Here is a 21,610-nt window from a genome sequence, read left to right on the forward strand (position 1 = left end):
GTCATCACCTACTTTTCTACTTTCCGGACAGGATTTCGGAAATGAGAACCCTTTCATCCATCGGATACTTCACACCCTTTATCTCCTGATAATCTTCGTGTCCCTTTCCGGCCAGCACGATGACATCCCCCGGCCGCCCATGCTCGATCGCATACCGGATGGCTTCTTTCCTGTCACAGATCTCCACATACTTCCCGTCTGTCCTGCCGATTCCTGTCTTGATATCGTCAATGATTGCCTGTGGGTCCTCAAACCTTGGATTATCCGATGTAATAATTGTCAGGTCCGCGAGCCTGCCTGATACTTCCCCCATCTCATAGCGTCTGTCCTTAGACCGGTTGCCTCCGCATCCGAAGAGACAGACCAGACGGGCCGGCTGATACTCCTTCAGCGTTGTCAGCAGGCTTTCCAGACTCATGGCGTTATGTGCATAATCAATCATCAGTGTAAACTCATCCGATACTTTCACCATCTCGATGCGGCCCTTCACATTTGCCATCTTCAGAGCCTTCTTTATCTTATCAGCAGGCACCTGGAAATGTCTGCAGACTGCAATGGCCGTCAACGAATTGTAGACACTGAATTTGCCCGGAATATCAATCTCTACATCAAAATCCATCAGGCCGCTCACATGATAGGCCACGCCCAGATACCCGGGTCTGGAAACAAGATGTGTATCCGTGGCCCTTAGATCTGCCTTTTCTGAAAATCCAAAAGTCTCCGTTGTACAAGTTGCCTTTGCAAACACATCCACGAAATATGGGTCATCCACATTGGCGATCCCGAGTCTGCACTGCTGGAACAAAAGCCCCTTGCACCGCTTGTAATCTTCGAAATCCGCATGTTCATTCGGCCCAATGTGGTCTCTTCCCAGATTGGTGAAAATACCGATCTCAAACGGGATCCCTGCGGTCCTGTGGAGCATCAGCCCCTGTGATGAAACTTCCATGACAACACAGTCACAGCCTGCTTCCGCCATTCTGGCAAAATACTGGTGGATCGTATAAGACTCCGGCGTCGTATTAGCGGCCGGTATCGTCTCGTCCCCGATAATCGCCTCTATTGTTCCGATCAGGCCGACCTTATGCCCGACCCCTTCAAGGATAGACTTGATCATGTAAGTCGTTGTTGTCTTCCCCTTTGTACCGGTAATTCCAATGATCTTCATCTTATCCGCCGGATATCCGAAATAAGCCGCGGACATCAGTGCCAGAGCATATCTTGTATCCGGTACCCGGATCACCGTCATATCTTCCGGGGCTTCTACGTCCTTCTCTACAATAACCGCGGCCGCCCCTTTCGCCGCCACATCGCCGACAAATTCATGTCCGTCAACGACTGCGCCGCTGATACAGACAAATACACTGCCTTCCCTGACTTTTCTGGAATCATTGATCAGCTCCCGGACCTCGATCTCATCGTTTCCCTGTATTACTTCATATTCTAAACGTTCTAATAACTGTGTTAGTTTCATCTGCATTCCTCCTGCTTTTTGGGTATACTATTATAGAATAACACAAACCTTTCCTTGTTGCAAAATTCTATTCATGAAAACTTCGTGAAGTTAAAAAAACAGTTTATGAAATCATTTTTCCGAAAGGCAGCTTCCTGATAAAGTATATGCAGATAAAGGACACAATCAGAATCGCAAGTGTCAGCGAAGGGACTGCGATCCATGCCGACAGTTCCTCCGGGTCCACGAATTTCTTATAATTATCCAGAAAGATGATATGTATCAGATAGATACCGAAGGAGCAGGCGCACCACCTGTCGATCCATTTTCTTGTATTATCTTTCAGTCTGACATGCCCTCCCCCTATCTGCATAAATAATGCAAAGAATGACACCCCGCTGATGATGACAAGCGGGCAGCCATACTCGAGCAGTCTTTCATAATGTTCCCCCCTGCGGAAAGTAATCAGCACCGTCAGGAGTATATTCAGAGAGGTGCTTCCCAGAAAGATGCCCAATGTCCGCCAGATACTCCATGTGATTCTTTCCCTGTATTTGCTGATAAAATATCCAAGGAAAAAATAAAATGTATATACCCGGTCCCCGATGATCGGCACATCATAATATGCTTCTGCATGGAGCAGGGAGGAAACATATAGAAACAGAGACGCCAGACTTCCCATCAGCAGAAATGCCTTATCCATATTTGCACTCATCCCCCTGCACATGGTCTGGAAAAAAGGAAGCACCAGATAGATCGGGATCGTTGCATACAGGTACCAGAGATGCGGCTCTGCGGGCTCAAAGAAGATTTCGCGCAAGTCAACTGGTGTGTCCATATAGTATACATTAAAGAAATAGTAAACAACGCTCCAGAACACCAGTACAACCAGAAACCGTACCAGCCTTTCCCCGTTCTTCCTAAGCCGTTCCGTCCTTCCAAGCAGCAGGGCGCCGCTGAGCATGAAAAAACAGGGCACACTGACTCTGGATACCGTGTCCAGAATGACCGAAAACAGATATTCATCCCGGCCAATATCCGCATATGCCCTGCAGTAATAATTTGTTACATGTATGATAATGACCATCACAAATGAGACGGTCCTGATCAGTTCCATATTGTAGTTCTTAGTCTTCATGTCCCTTTTTCCCTTTTCCCGTTTTCATAAGGCTCGCCTTGACCACGGCATCCTTACCGTACTTTTTCCGTATTTCATCCATTGCCATGTTTAGTTTCCGGTGCTTCTCATCCGGAGGCTTTGGCATCTCAATATCAAAGATCGAAAGCTGCACAGGCTCCGACGCATCCACCAGCTTAGCCGTCCTTATTCCCAGCAGGCGGATGGGTTCACCGTCCCACGTCTCCTCAAATAACTGGCATGCCGCCCCGTATAGCACATCATCTTCACTGGAAGGCTTGCTTAGCTGCTTCTGGTGGGATACTGTCTGAAAATCATGGTACTTGATTTCCATGCTGACCATGTTCGCCTTCTGTCCCGCTTTACGGAGTCTCCTGCCTACACTTGCTGCCAGCTCCCGGAATACTTCCATCGCTTCTTCTGCCGTGACTGCATCTTCAGACAGCGTGGTAGAGTTCCCGATCCCCTTTGCCTCTGCCTGCTCCGACTGAACCTGAGAATCCCCGGCCCCGTTGGCAGACTCCCACAGCATCCTGCCGTGGCTCTTCATATGCAGGCTGATTACTTCCGGGTCCGCCTGTGCAAGATCCCCGATCGTATAGATTTCCAGTTTCTTCAGTGTCTCCACACTGGAACGGCCGGCCATATAGAGTTCCCCGATCGGGAGCGGCCACATTTTCACCTGTATCTCCTCAGGAAACAGTGTATGTACTTTATCCGGCTTCTCAAAATCAGATGCCATCTTTGCCAGCAGTTTGTTGGAAGATATCCCGATATTGACCGTGAAGCCAAACTGCTCCCTTATCCCGTCCTTTATAATCAGCGCCGCATCCACGGGAGACGGGTATTTCCAGGCGATCTCTGTAAAATCCATGTAGCACTCATCAACACTGACCTGTTCGATCTTTGTTGTAAAACTTTTCAGATAGTCCATCAGCCTGTCACTTTTTTCACGGTACATCCGGTGGTCCGGCGGTACACTCACGAGATTCGGACACTTACGAAAGGCATTCGCAACAGGTTCCCCCGTGCGAATGCCATATTTTTTAGCGGGAATTGATTTAGCGAGTACCACGCCGCGGCGTGCTTTCTGATCCCCGCCAATAATGGCTGGAATCTCCCGCAGATCCTGCTTTGCACCATTTTTCAGTTGTTCTACCGCTGTCCAGCTCAAATATGCGGAGTTGACATCAATGTGGAAAATGATCGGCGTCATGAAACTAACTGTCCTTTCGCTCTTGCATTTAATTTCCCGTCAACAACCTCGATTACAATTACATCTCCCCGGCCGACATTGCCTGCCAGAATCAGTTTTGCTGCAAGTGTCTCTACATTTTTCTGCAGGTATCTCTTCAGCGGCCTTGCACCATACATCGGTTCATACCCGCCGTCTACGATGAAATTCTTGGCCGTTTCGCTCAGTTCGATGGAAAGTTCCTTATCGGCAAGCCGTTTGTTGACGTCAGTTACTAACAAGTCAATGATTGCATAAATATTGTCTTTCGTCAACGGTTTAAACATAATGATTTCATCCAGACGGTTCAGGAATTCCGGCCTGAAGTGTGCACGCAGCTCGTTCATTACCATGTCCTCGCTCGCCTGATCGATCGTACCGTCTTCCTCAATGCCTTCCAACAGGTAGTTTGCCCCGATATTGGAGGTCATGATCAGGATGGTATTCTTAAAGTCAACGGTACGCCCCTGTGAATCCGTGATACGGCCGTCATCCAGCACCTGAAGCAGTACGTTAAATACATCCGGGTGTGCTTTCTCGATCTCATCAAACAATACAACGGAATAAGGTTTTCTTCTGACAGCCTCTGTAAGCTGGCCGCCTTCATCGTATCCGACATATCCCGGAGGCGCTCCGATCAGTCTGGATACGGAGTATTTCTCCATATACTCACTCATATCGATACGGACCATATTGTTCTCATCGTCAAACAGACTTTCCGCCAAAGCCTTTGCCAGTTCCGTCTTACCAACACCGGTAGGTCCGAGGAAAAGGAATGATCCGATCGGTTTGGACGGGTCCTTGATACCTGCCTTGGACCGGATGATTGCCTCTGTTACCAGTTCTACACCCTCATCCTGGCCGATGACACGTTTGTGCAGTTCATCCCCCAAATGCAGCGTCTTGCTCCTCTCGCTCTCATTGAGCTTCGCAACCGGAATCCCGGTCCATCTGGAGATGATCTTTGCAATTTCTTCATCCGTAACCGCCTCGTGTACAAGCGACATTTCTTTTTCCTTTAACCGCTCCTCTTCTTCCTCAAGCTGTCTCTGAAGCTGCGGCAGAAGTCCGTACTGCAGCTCGGCCGCCTTGTTCAGGTCGTATTCCCTCTGGGCCTTCTGAATGTCCTTGTTCACCTGTTCGATCTCCTCACGGATCTTCTGGACACGCTCCACAGATGCTTTCTCATTATCCCACTGTGCCTTTTTCCCTGCAAATTCTTCACGCAGGCCGGCCAGTTCCTCCTGAAGATGCTCCAGTCGTTCTCTGCTTAACCGGTCTTCCTCTTTCTTCAGTGCCTCTTCTTCGATTTCCAGCTGCATGATACGGCGGCTCAGTTCATCCATCTCTGTCGGCATGGAATCCAGCTCCGTCTTAATCAGGGCACAGGCCTCATCTACAAGGTCAATCGCCTTATCGGGCAGGAATCTGTCAGAAATATAACGGTTGGAAAGCGTTGCCGCCGCAACAAGTGCACTGTCGGTAATCTTGACACCGTGGAACACTTCATAGCGCTCCTTCAAACCACGGAGGATAGAAATGGCATCCTCCACAGTCGGTTCCGCTACCATAACCGGCTGGAAACGACGTTCCAGAGCCGCATCTTTTTCAATATACTGACGGTATTCATCCAGTGTCGTCGCACCGATACAGTGCAGCTCACCGCGCGCCAGCATAGGCTTTAACATATTGCCCGCATCCATCGCCCCGTCTGTCTTCCCTGCGCCGACAATGGTATGCAGCTCATCAATAAACAGAATGATCTTTCCGTCACTGTTTTTCACTTCCTCCAGAACTGCCTTCAGACGTTCCTCGAATTCCCCCCTGTACTTGGCCCCTGCAACAAGTGCGCCCATGTCCAGAGAGAAGATCGTCTTATCCTTCAGCCCTTCCGGCACGTCACCTCTGACGATTCTCTGTGCCAGACCTTCAACGACCGCTGTCTTACCAACACCGGGTTCACCTATAAGCACCGGGTTGTTCTTTGTCTTACGGGAAAGAATCCGTATCACATTACGGATTTCCTCATCTCTGCCGATTACCGGGTCCAGCTTCTGGTCTCTTGCACGTTCCACAAGATCCTGACCATACTTATTCAGAGTATCATAGGTTGCTTCCGGATTATCACTTGTCACCTTCTGATTTCCCCTGACCGTGGACAAGGCCTGCAAAAATGAGTTCCGGCTGATGCCGAATTCCTTATACAGCCCCTTCAGGTCACGGCTTGCATACTTCAAAAGTGCAAGGAAGAGATGCTCTACAGATACATACTCATCACCCATCTGTTTCGCTTCATCTTCTGCATGGATCAGGACATTATTCAGATCCTGCCCCACATACACCTGTCCGCCCTGAACCTTCGGACGCTTGGAAAGTGCTTCTTCCACACGGTTGATAAACAATGTGCCCTGAATATTCATTTTTTCAAGTAATTTTAAAATCAGACTGTCGTCCTGTGTGACGAGTGCATACAGCAGATGCTCCTGCGCGATCTCCTGATTGCCGTAATCGTAGGCCACCTTTTCACAATTCTGGACCGCCTGAAGAGAATTCTGAGTAAACTTATTTATGTTCATAGAAAGACCTCCTTTGTCATTTCATGTGCTTTGTTCTACTAACAATATAACAATAGCACCTGTTGTTAGCACTGTCAAGGTTCGAGTGCTAATTTAATTATAAAAAAATTATGAAGTCTGGAAAACATTGATTTACTATGGCCGGGCACACAAAAACACCGCCTAAAACAAAGTTTCGACTTAGACGGTGTTTCTTCATATCAATCTTCCCCTTCATTTCCTGCCATTCTATTTTCTACTACTCATTCGTTTTTATTCTCTCCACGATTGCTTTTTTCCCCGTCACCACCCGGTATACAGCCAGTGGAACCGCCACACAGACGCACAGGATGAACAGGATCATACAGGCGGACGGCAGTACGGGTATTGCAAATGTGACCTGCATATAGTTCATGGACTGGTACAGGAGATATGTTATGAAAAGGCCCAGCGTTGCCGTCAGTGCAAGTGATCCGCCCGCAAAGAGGATTCCTTCTCTTATCAATACGCTTTTTACCTGCTTTTCTGTCATTCCGACACTTTCCATGATCGCCAGCTCCATCTGACGGTTATGGATGTTTCCTGTAACTGTATTGACATAATTCAGGATACCAATCAAAGCGAGGATGACGGCGATCCCGATTCCAATTCCCATCATATTCCCCTGTGCCTTACTGACACTCTTCATTTCTTCAATTTTTGATTCGCAGGAAAAATCTTTCGGGTATGCACTGGTGTCTATCGCGTTTTTCACGTCTGCTTCTGCGGCCGTGTCATACTCCTGCTCATATTGTATACTCGTTTTGAAAACATATGGGGCATCTGAAATACGATTCAGGTATGCATCACTTACAATGATAGTTGGAGTGATTCCGCCTCTTCTATAATAAGAATCATCCGTCAGGCCTCCGATTTGAAACGAATGGGATTCCCCGTCCCCTTCATATAAATAGCAGGCTATATTTTCTTCCTGATAATCCGCCTCTTTAAGATTCAGTGAATCTCGGTACAGGATACAGCTTTTGCCTTCCTTGAAGCTCTGTTCATCTATCGGTGTTTCCAGAGTACTGTTTAAATAAGTAAATGCTGCTTCATCAATACCGATTATATAAGAAGAAAACTTCTCCGGATTCTGTTTAAATTCTGTCTCTATATCAGCGTAAGATTCTTCCATCCATTTTTCGTAAAATGCTTTCATCCAAGTATCTACGAATTCGGGCTCCCACGGAACCACAATCTGGTCAATCAGCACCTGATGTGACTCTTTGATCCGGCCGCCTTCTTTGATTTTTACCTGAAATGCTTCATCCATCAGCTGTTTCCAATCGTTTTTATCATCCTTCTTGATAGTATCATTAATGAGGACCATATCCGCATCCATATAATTAGAAACGATTGTACGCGGCCCCTGGCTTTCTATTAGTGTTGTCAGGCAAAGGAACACTGACAGGCTTGCAGCCAGTGAGAGGAGGACGATCATCGTCTTTTTCTTATCCTTGGTAACCTGATCCCATGCAAGCCGCCAGACCAGCCTTCCTTTCCTTGTTCCATGTGAATTGCGTTTCCCGAAATCCCCGCGATACCCCAATGCCTCCACTGGGGAAACTTCTGTTGCCTTTTTCGCAGGTTTTCTGCTTCCAAGATAGATCGTGCCCCCGGCTATCAGTATACTCAGGAGAAAGACCGCGGGATGAAATGCAATCGAAATCTCTTCCTTCCGGATGCCAAGGACTTTCACCGCTTCTGGTATCAGGAGAAAAGACGTCAGCATTCCGAGCAGGATTCCTCCGGCAATACCGCATGCCCCCACCATGAACATCTGTCTCAGGACCATCTGGTATATCTGCCTGCCAGTCATGCCTACTGTCTGCAACAGCCCGTAATGTCTGACATTGCTGGAAACAGAGATATAAAGGATATTATAGATCAGGAGATAGGCACTGAAACAAGTAATCAATACCAGACCTGCGAGCCCGGCCAGTATCTGCACCGAACTCTGTGCAGCCGGCTCTATCAGCAGATACTGCTGCTCCCCCAGATTCAGGCTGTTCTCCAGTTCCCGGAAAACACGCTCCGGCACAACCGGATACTTAAACTTCATATAGAGGAAGCCTCTCCCGTAATCGTCCAGAGAGAAACCGGACTTATCCAGAAATGGCTTCGAAACATAGAATATCTTTTCATTTTTATAAGTCTTCAGAAGCCCCGAAATCGTAAATTCCGCCGTATGCTCGCCCTGTTTGTCTCCGTAAGTTAAGGTAAACGAATCCCCCACCCCGGCATCCTCAAGTCCGCAGTCTTTTAATGCCGCGGCCGTCGCCATCACTTCATTCTCCTTTAGCGGATATTCTCCTTTCTGCCAGATAACCGCAGGTTTCGACAATACATCCCACTGTGCCCCGTCAGACCACAGCATCACTGTATTGAGCGTGTCGTCAGTATCCGTACTTACGGTCCATCCCGCCATCCCCTGTACGCCGACAGTCTGAATATAAGGATTTTTCTCACAGGTTTCTTTCTGTTCCTCTGTAAAACCGCCATAAATAAATGCGTCATAATCTGCCCCGTTCATACGGATATTCTGAAGCCGCTGCATCTTAAAATAAGTACTTCCCACCGTTAAAATGCAGAACAGCATAAAGGTCGACAGTGTGATTGCCGCGGCCATAATCAGATTCTTCTGCCTGCCGCTTTTGATAGAACGCACAGCCATTCTTGTGACGATCCTGCTATTATTATTCTCCAGCATAAGTGTCACTTCCCTTCACGATCCGTCCGTCTTCAATCTGTACGATCCGGTCCGCAAGCTGTGCAATATCTGCATCATGGGTAATCAAAACGACCGTCTGGTGATACCGCTTTGCCGCCATTTTCAAAAGTCCCATAACGTCATGGCTGCTTCCGGTGTCCAGATTCCCTGTGGGCTCATCCGCCAGCAGTATTGCCGGTTTATTGGCCAGTGCCCTTGCGATTGCCGCCCTCTGCTGCTGGCCGCCCGAAAGCGTGCCGGGCAGAGCCTCCTTCTTTTCCTCCAGTTTTAATATCCTTAAGATTTCGTCCACAAAATCCCGGTCAATATGCCCGCCGTCCAGTTCAATCGGCAGGACGACATTTTCATACACATTCAAATCCGGCACAAGGTTAAAACTCTGAAACACAAAACCGACCTTTCTCCTCCTGAACACTGCAAGCTGTTCTTTATTCAGCTTATACAGCTGTTTCCCATCCACATATACCTTACCGCCGGTTGGGTAGTCAAGACCCCCGATCATATGGAGCAGAGTACTTTTCCCGCTGCCGGATTTGCCGACAATCGCTACGAATTCTCCTTCTCTGACCGTAAAATCCACCCCGTCCAGAGCCTTCACCGTATTCTCCCCGAGCTTGTAATATTTCTTCAATGCCTGTGTCTTTACAATTTCATTCATATTGGTGTCCCTCCTTATACTGCAAGCATAGTCCCGAAAAATCACAAACCGTTCTCAATCAGATATTTTCACAAAACTGTGACTATTTCGTTACTATGCATGGCCTCTGGCCATGCATAGTAACACTATTTCAGCTGATCGCTTCGTTTGGAAGATATATTTGAAAATCCGCACCCTTCCCGGGTTCGGATACCACCTCGATGTACCCGTTCTGCAGGGTGATAATTTTTCGCGCCAGATACAGCCCGACACCGATCCCTTCCTCATCATGTACCTCCGGCTCCCTGTAAAACCTTCCGAATATCTGTGCCTGCCGGTCCCGGGCAATTCCCTTCCCGCTGTCCTTAATGCTGATCTTTGTAAAAAATTCCTGTACACTGACCGTAATATGAATACTTCCGCCTGACGGTGTATATTTCACCGCATTATCCAGAATATTGAAAACAGCTTCCTCTGTCCATTTTTTATCATAGACAGCCATCAGCCGTTCATCGCAGTCTGCAAACAGGCTGATCCCTTTTTGCTCCGCCTTCGGCACAATGGACGCCGCCGAGCGTCCCAGTGTCTCATATATTCTGGCTGCCTGTTTGCTTATTTCGATGATTCCGGTTTCCAGACGGGACATTTTCACCAGACTCTGGAGCAGAAAATCAAGCTTCTCCGTCTGCCCCTTGAGGTGCCCCAAAAATTCCGTCCTCCGGGCGGCATCTTCTTCATTTTCCAGAATTTCCAGATACATCTTAATATTCGCAATCGGTGTTTTCGTCTGGTGGGAAATGTCGGAAATCAGCTCTTTGATCTGCCGCTTTTCCTCCTGGTTATACTGGTTCTGTCCCAGCCACATATGATCCAGCTTGCGAAGCTTCTCATAGATCTTATCCCAAAGGGAATCCTTAAGCTCACCAAAATTCTCGATATCCTGTCCGGAAATCATCGCATCCAGACACTGCTCAAGCCTGTCTGAAAATGAATATATATCTTTTTTCAACATTCTTATCCTGTGCCACATTACGGCCACTGCAATCAGGCAGAGTACTGCTATTATTTCAGCCATTGATATCCCATCCCATATACATTCGAAATATATTTATGCTGCCCGTCCTCAATCTTCCCACGCAGCCTGTTCATGTTCACAGCCAGCGTATGCTTGTCGACAAACTGCCCCTGACTGTCCCAAAGCCGTTCCAACAGCACAGAATATGTCAGCAGCTGCCCCCTGTTCTCGATAAAAAGCCTCAGTATCCGGAACTCTGTCGGCGTAAGAATACATTCTGCCGCCCCTGCCCTTACTTTTGCCGCATCAAAGTCAACTCTCAGAAAACCGTCATCATATATCTGGGGCCTGCTGCCCTCCGTGCGTTTCAGCATCACACCGACCTTTTTCATCAGGACATTAATGGAAAACGGCTTTGTCACGTAATCGTCCGCCCCCGCATCATAGCCCTTAAGCGCATCCCTTTCCAGATCCCTTGCAGTAAGAAACATCACCGGTGTTGAGGAATTTTTCTTCACTTGTCTGCAGAACTCAAATCCCTCCCCATCCGGCAGGTTGATATCCAACAGGATCAGGTCCGGTTCCCCCTCTCTGTAAGAAAATTCTGCCTGTTCCAGAGAGTACGCAGATACCGTCCTGTACCCCGCCTTCCCCAGCGCATAAGAAATCCCCTTATTCAGTTCTCTGTCATCCTCTATAATCAATATTTTCTGCATATGAACCTCCTGCTTATGTCTTTATTATACAGATGCGGACTGCACACTGCAATCGGGGAATTATCACAGTATCGTGACAGTTTCTGGAAATAAATAACGCAAAAATAGCGCCCGCCCCACAGGGTATGGCGCTGTGTCCCTAAAGTGTTTCACCATTATTCTTAATCACGTCTCTGTACCAGTAGAATGATTTTTTCTTATACCGGTTTAATGTCCCGCTTCCATCATCATTTCTGTCCACATAAACATATCCGTAACGTTTTTTCAGCTCCGCCGTGGATGCACTCACAACATCTATGCATCCCCAGGAGGTATATCCCATCAGCTCAACGCCGTCTTTGACAGCCTCTTTTACCTGCTCCAAATGAGATCTCAGGTACTCAATCCGGTAGTCATCTTCCACCGTCTTATTCCCGTTTTCATCCTCCACAAGTTCATCCACCGCACCGAGCCCGTTTTCAACAATAAACAGCGGTTTCTGGTAACGGTCCCAGTACTGGTTCAGCACATAGCGCAGACCTTTCGGGTCGATCTGCCATCCCCATTCACTTGCCTTAAGCGTCGGGTTAGGCACGCCGCCCAAGAGATTTCCGGTTCCACTGGCCTGCTTATCCTCATCGGCAGCAGCACAGCAGCTCATATAATAACTGAAAGATACAAAGTCAACCGTATTCTTCAGGATTTCCCCGTCCTCCGGCTCAAACCGGATCTCAATCCCATGCTCCTTAAAATATCGCTTCATATATCCCGGATATTCTCCCCTTACATGGACGTCCCCGAAGAAATAATTCTTATGCTCATCTTCCATCGCCCTTAAAACATCTTCCGGTGCAGGTGTCAGTGGATAAGCCGGCATACTCAATATCATGCATCCGATCTTTGCCCCCGGCATCACCTCATGCCCAATCTTCACTGCCAGTGCACTTGCCACCAGTTCATGATGAGCCGCCTGATATAATTCCTGTTCCGAGAGTTCTGCCGGGGGAGTCGTAATCCCGCCGCTCATAAAAGGTGCATGGAGTATGGAGTTGATTTCATTAAAGGTCAGCCAGTATTTTACCTTGCCCTTATACCTTTCGAAAATCACCCTTACATAATTCTCAAAGAACCCGATCAGTTTCCGGTTCGCCCAGCCATTATAGTGTTCCGCCAGATAGAGCGGTGTTTCATAATGAGAAATCGTCACAAGTGGTTCTATCCCGTATTTATGGCATTCATCAAACAAACGGTCATAAAATTCAAGTCCCTTCTCATTAGGTTCGCTTTCATCTCCTTTCGGGAAAATCCGGCTCCACGCAATGGATGTTCTGAATACTTTAAATCCCATTTCCGCAAACAGCCTGATATCTTCCTCATATCTGTGGTAAAAATCAATTCCTTTTAATTTCATGTTATCTTCCGTCGGCACCGCAGTACGTTCCCCCCTGATGCCATGAGGAAGCACATCCTGTACGCTTAAGCCTTTTCCATCCTCATCGAAAGCTCCTTCACACTGATTTGCGGCCACTGCGCCGCCCCATAGAAAATTATCTGGAAATATTCCCATCTCTTTCACTCCCTGTCTAATGAATTATTTTAATACATCCTAACGCATCTCTTCCACAATCAGCAGCACGTCTTTCTGAAACGGATGCATCCCCAGCACTGTCCTGCCGTTTTCCACACTGCTTTCCACATCTGCATTTCTTCCGTTTTCAAGATCAACTGCTCTGGCCGTACAGTCTGGCAGTTCTTTTCGGATGGACAGTCTTGTGCTGTAGGGCAGATAAATAAAATATCTGCCGTCACCGGATACTGCCATTCGGATCTCTTCTGTGTCGTTTTCCAGCAGTTCATTTGCCGGGACTAATTTCCTGACTCTCAAATCAGTAAGAATCCGTCGGATCAGCCCGTAATCCCATGCCCCCGGAAACTGGAGTGCCTCCTGCCAGGGGAATGGTGCGTCAAATCCCTCTCCAAGCACCGGGTTCTGTGGTTTATTGATTTTCTGCCAGTTCCAGACACCATGCGCCCCGTATGTAACCCCCGCACATGCACCTGAGAGGATGCTGCTCCATGCCGCTTTTCTCACATCTTCCTGCTGAAACCTGCCATAGGCCTTCCTGCTGTATCCCATCTGTTCATAACATGGTTCTGCATTGATCATCGGTTTCTCCGGATACTTTTCCCGGAAACTCTCAGGCAGCTTATATGCCATGTCCTGTCCCTCTTTGTTGTGTCCGGACTGAAACATATAAAAATCAATCCGGTCCAGAAATTCTTCCGGAATCAGGTCATATCCACGTTTGATATGCATCGTCTTAAGAGACAGTGGGCTTTTTTCACACACAGTTTCCAAAGCTATATTATAATATTCCACAGCCTGCGGTGTGTCGAAATCTGTATCCCCGCTGATCACATAGACCGGATGGAACTCGTCGAATTCCTCCACTATTTTCTCCGTGTACGGCCTTATCATTTCCTTGGGCATCACATTATCATCTATCATCCGGCTCCCCCATGTTCCCGGAACATGGTTGAGCCAAAGAACTACCAGTGCAAGCTGAAATCCCTTTTCCACCGCCATCCGGCACATCTTGCGGGCATTTTCATAATACCGTTCATCCCACCTCGTAAAATCAAACGTATATCCATCCTTTGTCGCAAACGGGTACAACTTCTGATTCGATGCACAGCGGTCCCACTGGGGCATTGTATTGATCTGGAGCACAGTAAATCCCTGTTCCTTCCGTTTCTTCAGATAGTACTCCCATTCTTCCGTCGTGATGTTCGTAAAAGCGCTCCATACCGTATCTCCAAGGTAAAAGAACGGTTTCCCGTCCAGAACAAAATTACTTTGATTCTGATCCACTTCTAATCTGCTCATCTGATACTCCTCTTCTTCCACGCTATTTCCCTATACATGCCAGCAGACGTTCCCCCTGCCTGACACTTTCCTGTTTAAATGGCCTGACTTCCAGATATTCTTCTGTATTTGCTATAATTACCGGTGTCGTAATGTCGAGTCCTGCCTCTTTAATCTGAGCTAAATCGGCCACCACCAGAAGTTCACCCATCCGGACCCTCTGTCCTTCCTTAACTTTTATATCAAATCCCTTTCCGTCTAGTGTTACTGTATCCATTCCGATGTGAATCAGAATCTCTGCCCCGGTATCCGAAGTAATACCGATGGCATGACCTGTGGGATACATTACACTGACGATGCCGTCACAGGGGGCACAAACTTTTCCATCCTCCGGGATGACCGCAATCCCCTGTCCTAAAGCACCTCCGGAAAATGCTTCATCCTTTACGTCTGACAGCAAAATGACTTTCCCGCTGACGGGAGCCGCAATCTCGGCATCCGTAATTTTCCCCTTAACTGCACCTGCCTTTTCTTCTCTGGTAACCGATTCAGAAGAAGCTGCATCCTGTTTTGGTTTTGGAAGCATGTTATCACTGTATCCAAAGAAATAGGTCACGATTGCTGATCCGAAGTAAGCGATTGCACAGGCAATCAGAAATCCAACGAATCCGACTCCGATATACCCCGGCAATGTCAGGATACTCGTCCCAAGCAGCGTAGGGGCACCTGTGCCGGCTGCCGCTACGATTGCGCCCGCTATGCCGGAGAACACCGCACCTATGAAAAATGGTCTCTTAAAGCGCAGGGTAACACCATATATTGCGGGTTCTGTGATTCCCGCCAGAACCGCTGAAAGAGCCGCCGGTCCCGCAATTTCCTTCACTGCTTTATCCTTTGTCTTTAAGAATACACCTAATGTTGCACCTGCCTGAGCCATGTTATTTGGTCCTGTAATCGTAAATAAGGTATCTCTTCCATATTCCGCAATGTTATTCATAACAATCGGCACAAATCCCCAGTGTACGCCGAACATAACTGCCGCCGGCCAGATCAGGCCGAGTAAGCCTCCCGCAATAACCGGGTTCAGGGCCACAAGTCCTGTGTAGCCGGATGCGAGTAATTTTCCTGCTGTATCCGCAATCGGCCCGATGAGCAGATACGTCGCCGGGACCATGACAGCCAGACTGACAAGTGGTGTCAGGAACGTCTTACAAACAGCCGGTACGATTTTCTTCAGTACCTTTTCCAGCTTACTCAGGGCATACACTGCAATAATAATCGGAATAACAGAAGATGTATAGCTGACAAGGACAACCGGAATCTTTAGGAATGTCAGTGCTTCTCCTGCTGAATACGCCGCCGTCAGGTCAGGATACACAAGGGCCGCCGCAATACCAACCGCAACAAATTCATTCGCCTTGAATTTTTTAGCCGCTGTAAAAGCCAGAAATACCGGTATGAATGTAAATACACCATCTGCCGCCGCATAAAGAATGCGGTAGGTCCCCATATCCGCCGTGAGCCCTCCAAATGTCGTGCAGAGAATCAGCAGCGCCTTTAACATACCTGCGCCGCTCATTGCGCCCAGTACCGGTGCAAAGATCCCGGATATCGTATCCATAAAGGTATTTAACAGATTCTTCTTAGTTCCCTCTTCCGGCTGTGCCTCCTGATTTTCCTGTTTTAAATCTGTATTTTTGAAAACTGCCTCGTAAACGTCTGAAACATGGTTTCCTATTACCACCTGTATCTGTCCGCCACTGTCCAGCACTGTAATCACACCTTCCAGCTGACTTAAATTTTCTTTATCGACACAGTCATGATCCTTCACCTTGAACCGCAGTCTGGTTGCGCAATGGACGAGGGAAATGATATTTTTCGTTCCCCCTACATATTTCACGATGTCTTTTGACAGAGTATCGTAATTCTTCTTAGCCATGATTTTACCTCCGCTATCTTTCCACTTTTCTTTCATTCGATACTAAAGCGCGCTCTCTTTATCTGAATCCACCTTATCATTTTTTCTTTTTACCCTCAATCCCCTTTGCTTTTTTCTATGTTTTCGAGAATTTGAAAATAAATTCCGGGGCCGTGGCTAAAAAAATTTATACAAAAATAACATGTTTTTAAATTTTCTTTAAATGAATGCTAGTGTGTACTGTTTGCATTGCATATTGTTTTTCAATACAAGGGAGGATATAATACAAAGCAACAGGTTACTATGCACGTAAATGAGGGCAGGTATATGCGTATAAAATCAAAGGAAATTGCAGAGGAGCTCGGTGTATCCCCGGCGACCGTCTCTCTTGCATTAAACAACCGTCCGGGAGTGAATGCAGAGACGAAAAAACGGATACTCGAATATATACGGGAAAAAGAAGAAACTTTCTTAAAAGAGACACGCCTGACGGAAAAGTCTCCGAAAGGCGCTGTTATGATGATAAATTATATCAAGAACGGCATTATCATGAACCGCAGTGATGAGAACCACCCTGTCCTGCTTGAAATCAAACGGACTGTCCAGAACAGCGGTTACCAGTTTTACCACAGGGTATTTCTGGAACAGGCACAGAGTCTGGATGAACTGCTCCTGGAATGCCGCAGGCTGGACGTGAAGGGGATCTACATTATGGCTGCGGAAATGCGCCACAGTGACATTTACCCGTTCCTAAAATTAAACATACCGATTGTCACCGGAGATAATCTGTTTTACGAAGAAGGCATTGACAGCTTTCTTATAGATAACAGAGAAGGAATCGGCCGGGCGGTGGATTATCTGGTAGACAAAGGACACAGCCACATCATCTATCTTGCCGAGAATATAGATATTTTTAATTTTATCGAAAGAAGAGAGGCATTTGTACTGGAAATGGCAAAGCGGGAATGCGGGGATGCGAGCAGCCGGATCTGGCATCTGGGAAGTGATGTAGACACAGTATATGAATCGATGTGCCATCATCTGGACGAGGGGCTAAAGCAGACAACCGCCTTTGTTCTGGAAAGCTCGGTCGTATCATTAGGCGTGAGTAAGGCTCTTTTAGAGCGTCATATTCGTATTCCAAGAGACATCTCTCTGCTCGGCTTTGATGCCCTGCCCCCGGTCAGCCTCCTGGGCATGGAGCTGACACTTGTGAAAGGGACACATACAAAAAGGCATCTGGCTGCAGTGAAGCACCTGCTGAGACATATTGAAGATGAGAACGAAGAGATCATGAGAGTTTATTATAAGACACGGCTTATTGAGGGCAGCAGTGTTCATGATAAAACAAAATATATTTATACTTAAGGCCGGACCTTTTTCATGTTCCGGCCTTAAACAGTTTTCATGTATATCAGTATGGATCCGGCGCCCCGGATTCCTGCGCGGATTCGAGACCGGCCTTGGCCTCTTCCTTCTGCATCCTTTTCATCATCATTTTATTCTGGTACATGGCTTCGTCCGCCCGTTTGAATACATTATCAACGGACAGGTCAATGTATTCATCATATACGGCAATGCCGCGTGCAATAGACAGTTTGCCGTCGTGTCTTGCATATTCATTAAACTCATCCAGTGCCATCTGGAACCGGTCAAGAAGTTCTTCATAGTGGTCGTAATCACCGTTCTCCAGAATAACCACAAATTCATCCCCGCCGGTGCGGTAGACAGGACTGCGCTTAAAGACCTTGCAAATGACCTTACATGCCTCGATGATAACCATATCTCCAAAGTCATGGCCATAGGTATCATTAACCGTCTTCAGGTTATTGATATCGAGGACAACCATTGCAAACTCTGGCTTTCCTGTCCGGGATTTCTCTTCCAGAAGGGCCACTGCTTCCTGATAAGCCGTTTTATTCTTAACCCCGGTAAGGCCGTCGCGATAGGCCAGACCGTTAATGTAATCAATGTATTTCCTAAGATGGTTGACTGTCTGCTGGAAGCTGTCTGCCAGTGTGCCGACTTCGTCTTTTGTCTGGTAAGACAGGGAAACGGAGAGGTCTCCTCCCGCAATCTTCTGTGCCGCCGTATTAAGTTCACGGAGCGGCTTGATCAGGCGGCGTGTCATATAAATTGTCAGCAGGACCGCCAATAGTGCAATTACCACCGATGCAATACTCATCTGCAAAATCAAAGTATTTTTAGTTGCATTGATCTCAGAGGCAGGGGCAGTAATTGCAAGTCTCATTCCATTAATCAGAGTAGCAAAGGTCATCTCCTTCTTTTCAGATCTCCATGAATAAGGAAACAAGTGATTAATTCCGCCGCCGTTTTTCAGTTCCTCTGCCACCGGCTGAAGAGTGGTTTCCAGACCGGACATGGCCGTTCCTTTTTCCAGTTCTTTATGATACATGATGTTTGCATCCTCATCAGTCAGAAATGCATATCCTGACTGGTAGACCTTGGTCGATGCGATAATTTCTTTAATAACGTTGAAATCAATATCCATACCCACGACACCGATTGTTGTATTATCTGCATAGAGCGGGACAACATAGGAGATCATCTCAACATTGATATTCTTATTTTCATAGGGCTCCAGCCAGGTTGCTTTCCCGCTCTTTACCGGGATGTAATACCAGCCTACATGTTCCACATCATCCGGGCTGTAGCGGGAAAAATCTGTAGGTGTCAGCTGCTGAAAGGTATTATCCAGAGCAGTCCTGCTCCAGAAAAGTCCCGATGTAGGCTCCGTAAATTCTGGGTTGTACCGGACATAAACGGCAAGGGCTCCCTCAGTATTATTGGCTGCATTTACGGCGACAGACCGGATATTTTTAGTATACTCACTGACATAAGCAGGATCTGTCTTGAGCCGTTCCACATCCGTCAGTTCTTCGCTGGCATAGACGGCAAGCGTATTAACGGATTGTTCAATCAGCGAAAGCAGGCCATTGATGTCCTCTGCATTATTCTCACACTGGAGATTCATAATACGTGCAGAATCCTCATCCGCTACTTTCTTGGAACTGAGAATCCCCGCACCTCCGATGACAAATGATGAACTCAGGACACAGCCTAATATTAAAACAATGAATTTTGTCTGAATTGACTTCATAAATTCGATTCCCCCTCTGCGAATTTTGGGACCATTATAGCAGAGAGAGCGCAAAAGAAGCGCAAAAGAAATGAAAGTCGGCAAATGACCTATTCCTGCTGTTCTAAAGTGGCCAGTGTCATTTCCGCCCAGCTGTACTGCGACATATATTCCCCATTGTAAGAATTGACCGCATAAGTCTCCCGGCGCAGGAAATCATACAGGTCACAGTCAAGCTGCTGACAGTCAATGGAAAAGCTGTTTCGTTTTTTGATCAGAATTTCTTCCGCTCCGGCATCCGACAGCGTGTGGTTTAAATCGGCTATCAATGTCCGCAGATGGCTCCTGACAGATCGGCTGTCCGGCTTTTGTTCCCATAACACCGCACAAAGTTCACTTGTGTTCACGGCAGAGCCGCGGCGGTCGATCAGGAATGCAAGGAGCTCTTTCGTTTTTGAATGTTTAAAATGGAGCGGCTTACCGTCTGCAAATATTTCAAAATTGCCGAAAGTCTGTACATGGATGCGTCCATAATCCTGCAGTGGGGGGCTTTTTAACTCTTCCAGCTCCGCGCGGACCTTTTTGATGGATACCGGTTTCAGCAAATACCCCCTTGCATGGAGCCGGTAAGCCTCCAGTGCGTACTGAGGATATCCGGTCACAAATACGATTTTAGTTTTGTTGGAAACCTCACGGATATGTTTCGCCAGCTCAAGGCCGTTCATTCCGAACATCTCAATGTCCAGGAAAGCCACATCCGGCCGAAGGCCGCCTTCCAGAGCTGCCAGGACTTTTCGTGCACTGCCGAAGCTGTGTATGTCACTGGATGGCTCAACCTCGGACAGAACCCGGGTCAGGACACTAAGGACGATTGGTTCATCATCTACCGCAATAAATATCATGGATTTTCCTCCTTCGGGATTGTTATCACAGCCGTTGTTCCCTCTCCCTCCACACTCTGAATCGTGAGTTCGCCACCGCACTGTGACTGCAGCCTTTTCTTAACATTGGAAGTACCAATGTGCCGTGTGTTGTTTTTTACAGGCTTGGCCGTATTATAACCGGCCCCATTGTCTGTAACAATGATTCTATAGGCGGATGCTGTTTCTTCTGTAGCAATTGTAACCGTCCCCCCGTCCTCGCACTTCGTGATGCCATGCCGGACAGCATTTTCTACGATAGGCTGCAGCGTGAGGGGCGGAACCATAAACTGAAGGGCAGGTGTATCGTAGACTACCTTAACCCGTTCGCCGAAACGCATCTGCTCCAGTTCCAGATAATGCTGTGTATGCAAAAGCTCCTGTTCGAAAGGAATCAGATCCGGATTGGTTAAAGAGTCCATATTCCCCCGCAGGAAGTCCGAGAAGTGGTCTACCGCCAGCTCTGCCTGCCCGGGATCTGTCTGGCACAGGCCTTTCACGACAGAGAGGGAATTATATAAAAAATGAGGCTGGATCTGCGAGAGCATAATCGCGGTGCGTTTTTTTTCCAGTTCAAGCTCCTCCTGCTCAAGTTTATGTGACTGCTCCACCTGTATGCTGATATAAATACATAGTGCAGAAAGCGTCGTGGCCAAATACAGGACGGCAACCCCGTAAATAAACATCTGGATCACAAGGGCAATAACCGGCATGGCGATGTATGCCCCCAGAGCGCCCAGTTCCCGGCCCGTCATCCATTTCCTGTAGCGGATCAGGAGGGTACTGTTCAGCAGCATGCAGATGACTCCAAACATCTGGGATACCCAGAACCATTCCTGCCGGTGGTAAATATTCCCATTGTCTATGAAGTAATACATATGTGTAAACTGGGAAACAATGACAAGACAAATGGCCAGAGACGTAAAACACCACATAATCCGCAGTGGGGTCCTCGTAATCTTTGCCCCTCTGGAAGCAATAAAACCGGTCAGATAATCCGTAAACACGGCCAGAAGCACATACCCAAAAACATATACGCAAAAATTCGCAGTCCGCACGGCCCAGAAACAGAAGGTACCGGATCTGCCTTTAAAAAGCCATGCAGCGGCATCGCAGAATAATACTATGGTATTTACAGCAAGAACCCGTATATACAGCCGGTCCAGCTTCTCCTTTGTATGGTTGGACATACAGAGGCAGAGTATAAAAATAAGGGAAAGCAGGCCGCCAAAAAACTCCAAAGCAACATTGATATACCCGATTGTACTCATAGAAGATTCTCCTTGCTGTTTCTTTTGTGTAACATTGT

General features: G+C 47.4%; 15 protein-coding genes. 1 reads left to right on the forward strand and 14 read right to left on the reverse strand.

Features of this window, described 5'->3' with window-relative positions; translation table 11 throughout:
• Positions 1 to 16: 16 nt before the first annotated feature.
• The 11 genes from ABIN22_RS13405 to ABIN22_RS13455 all read right to left on the reverse strand — a co-directional run bounded on the left by ABIN22_RS13405 (position 17) and on the right by ABIN22_RS13455 (position 16,302).
• Positions 17 to 1,474 (reverse strand): UDP-N-acetylmuramoyl-L-alanyl-D-glutamate--2,6-diaminopimelate ligase, encoded by a 1,458-nt coding sequence (locus ABIN22_RS13405; protein WP_346909263.1) that lies wholly within the window; start codon positions 1,472 to 1,474, stop codon positions 17 to 19.
• Between the two features lie 103 nt (positions 1,475 to 1,577).
• Entirely contained in the window at positions 1,578 to 2,591 is a 1,014-nt protein-coding gene (locus ABIN22_RS13410) for an acyltransferase (RefSeq protein WP_346909265.1), read from the reverse strand.
• Positions 2,581 to 3,807, reverse strand: a complete 1,227-nt coding sequence (locus ABIN22_RS13415; RefSeq protein ID WP_346909267.1) for a Y-family DNA polymerase — start codon at positions 3,805 to 3,807, stop codon at positions 2,581 to 2,583. Before ABIN22_RS13415 ends, ABIN22_RS13410 begins: the two co-directional genes overlap by 11 nt.
• Positions 3,804 to 6,401, reverse strand: coding sequence for an ATP-dependent chaperone ClpB (gene clpB, locus ABIN22_RS13420; RefSeq protein WP_346909269.1), 2,598 nt, complete (start codon positions 6,399 to 6,401; stop codon positions 3,804 to 3,806). Before clpB ends, ABIN22_RS13415 begins: the two co-directional genes overlap by 4 nt.
• A 238-nt stretch (positions 6,402 to 6,639) precedes the next feature.
• Positions 6,640 to 9,129: an ABC transporter permease gene (locus ABIN22_RS13425; RefSeq protein WP_346909271.1), complete on the reverse strand. Its 2,490-nt coding sequence runs from the start codon at positions 9,127 to 9,129 to the stop codon at positions 6,640 to 6,642.
• A complete protein-coding gene (locus ABIN22_RS13430) occupies positions 9,116 to 9,808 on the reverse strand; it encodes an ABC transporter ATP-binding protein (protein WP_118620120.1) in 693 nt (230 codons plus the stop codon). The genes ABIN22_RS13425 and ABIN22_RS13430 overlap by 14 nt, the downstream gene beginning before the upstream one ends.
• A gap of 130 nt (positions 9,809 to 9,938) precedes the next feature.
• Entirely contained in the window at positions 9,939 to 10,862 is a 924-nt protein-coding gene (locus ABIN22_RS13435; protein WP_118620119.1) for a sensor histidine kinase, read from the reverse strand.
• Positions 10,850 to 11,518 (reverse strand): response regulator transcription factor, encoded by a 669-nt coding sequence (locus tag ABIN22_RS13440; protein ID WP_109731044.1) that lies wholly within the window; start codon positions 11,516 to 11,518, stop codon positions 10,850 to 10,852. The genes ABIN22_RS13435 and ABIN22_RS13440 overlap by 13 nt, the downstream gene beginning before the upstream one ends.
• Before the next feature lie 139 nt (positions 11,519 to 11,657).
• A complete protein-coding gene (locus ABIN22_RS13445; protein ID WP_346909274.1) occupies positions 11,658 to 13,064 on the reverse strand; it encodes a glycoside hydrolase family 1 protein in 1,407 nt (468 codons plus the stop codon).
• A gap of 39 nt (positions 13,065 to 13,103) precedes the next feature.
• Complete coding sequence (locus ABIN22_RS13450) at positions 13,104 to 14,384, reverse strand: glycoside hydrolase family 140 protein (RefSeq protein ID WP_346909276.1); 1,281 nt, start codon at positions 14,382 to 14,384, stop codon at positions 13,104 to 13,106.
• 22 nt (positions 14,385 to 14,406) lie between these two features.
• Positions 14,407 to 16,302 (reverse strand): beta-glucoside-specific PTS transporter subunit IIABC, encoded by a 1,896-nt coding sequence (locus ABIN22_RS13455; protein WP_346909278.1) that lies wholly within the window; start codon positions 16,300 to 16,302, stop codon positions 14,407 to 14,409.
• Between the two features lie 306 nt (positions 16,303 to 16,608).
• On the opposite strand from ABIN22_RS13455, the gene ABIN22_RS13460 reads away from it, so the two are divergent.
• Entirely contained in the window at positions 16,609 to 17,649 is a 1,041-nt protein-coding gene (locus ABIN22_RS13460) for a LacI family DNA-binding transcriptional regulator (RefSeq protein ID WP_346909280.1), read from the forward strand.
• Positions 17,650 to 17,695: 46 nt separating this feature from the next.
• Here the strand turns inward: ABIN22_RS13460 and ABIN22_RS13465 are convergent, their stop codons facing one another.
• The 3 genes from ABIN22_RS13465 to ABIN22_RS13475 form a co-directional block, all read right to left on the reverse strand.
• Positions 17,696 to 19,402 carry a sensor domain-containing diguanylate cyclase gene (locus tag ABIN22_RS13465; protein WP_346909282.1) on the reverse strand — a complete coding sequence of 569 codons (1,707 nt, stop codon included), beginning with the start codon at positions 19,400 to 19,402 and terminating at the stop codon, positions 17,696 to 17,698.
• 89 nt (positions 19,403 to 19,491) lie between these two features.
• Entirely contained in the window at positions 19,492 to 20,283 is a 792-nt protein-coding gene (locus ABIN22_RS13470; protein WP_346909284.1) for a response regulator, read from the reverse strand.
• Positions 20,280 to 21,572 carry a sensor histidine kinase gene (locus ABIN22_RS13475; RefSeq protein WP_346909286.1) on the reverse strand — a complete coding sequence of 431 codons (1,293 nt, stop codon included), beginning with the start codon at positions 21,570 to 21,572 and terminating at the stop codon, positions 20,280 to 20,282. Before ABIN22_RS13475 ends, ABIN22_RS13470 begins: the two co-directional genes overlap by 4 nt.
• Positions 21,573 to 21,610: the final 38 nt, after the last annotated feature.

Origin of the sequence: Faecalicatena orotica, assembly GCF_905197545.1 — a bacterium.
GTDB classification, from domain to species: Bacteria; Bacillota; Clostridia; order Lachnospirales; family Lachnospiraceae; genus Faecalicatena_A; species Faecalicatena_A orotica.

Excerpts from the sequence above, each read along its gene's own strand:
- ABIN22_RS13405 (WP_346909263.1), bottom strand. The coding sequence starts at position 1,474 with ATGAAACTAACACAGTTATTAGAACGTTTAGAATATGAAGTAATACAG.
- ABIN22_RS13410 (WP_346909265.1), bottom strand. The coding sequence starts at position 2,591 with ATGAAGACTAAGAACTACAATATGGAACTGATCAGGACCGTCTCATTT.
- ABIN22_RS13415 (WP_346909267.1), bottom strand. The coding sequence starts at position 3,807 with ATGACGCCGATCATTTTCCACATTGATGTCAACTCCGCATATTTGAGC.
- clpB (WP_346909269.1), bottom strand. The coding sequence starts at position 6,401 with ATGAACATAAATAAGTTTACTCAGAATTCTCTTCAGGCGGTCCAGAAT.
- ABIN22_RS13425 (WP_346909271.1), bottom strand. The coding sequence starts at position 9,129 with ATGCTGGAGAATAATAATAGCAGGATCGTCACAAGAATGGCTGTGCGT.
- ABIN22_RS13430 (WP_118620120.1), bottom strand. The coding sequence starts at position 9,808 with ATGAATGAAATTGTAAAGACACAGGCATTGAAGAAATATTACAAGCTC.
- ABIN22_RS13435 (WP_118620119.1), bottom strand. The coding sequence starts at position 10,862 with ATGGCTGAAATAATAGCAGTACTCTGCCTGATTGCAGTGGCCGTAATG.
- ABIN22_RS13440 (WP_109731044.1), bottom strand. The coding sequence starts at position 11,518 with ATGCAGAAAATATTGATTATAGAGGATGACAGAGAACTGAATAAGGGG.
- ABIN22_RS13445 (WP_346909274.1), bottom strand. The coding sequence starts at position 13,064 with ATGGGAATATTTCCAGATAATTTTCTATGGGGCGGCGCAGTGGCCGCA.
- ABIN22_RS13450 (WP_346909276.1), bottom strand. The coding sequence starts at position 14,384 with ATGAGCAGATTAGAAGTGGATCAGAATCAAAGTAATTTTGTTCTGGAC.
- ABIN22_RS13455 (WP_346909278.1), bottom strand. The coding sequence starts at position 16,302 with ATGGCTAAGAAGAATTACGATACTCTGTCAAAAGACATCGTGAAATAT.
- ABIN22_RS13460 (WP_346909280.1), top strand. The coding sequence starts at position 16,609 with ATGCGTATAAAATCAAAGGAAATTGCAGAGGAGCTCGGTGTATCCCCG.
- ABIN22_RS13465 (WP_346909282.1), bottom strand. The coding sequence starts at position 19,402 with ATGAAGTCAATTCAGACAAAATTCATTGTTTTAATATTAGGCTGTGTC.
- ABIN22_RS13470 (WP_346909284.1), bottom strand. The coding sequence starts at position 20,283 with ATGATATTTATTGCGGTAGATGATGAACCAATCGTCCTTAGTGTCCTG.
- ABIN22_RS13475 (WP_346909286.1), bottom strand. The coding sequence starts at position 21,572 with ATGAGTACAATCGGGTATATCAATGTTGCTTTGGAGTTTTTTGGCGGC.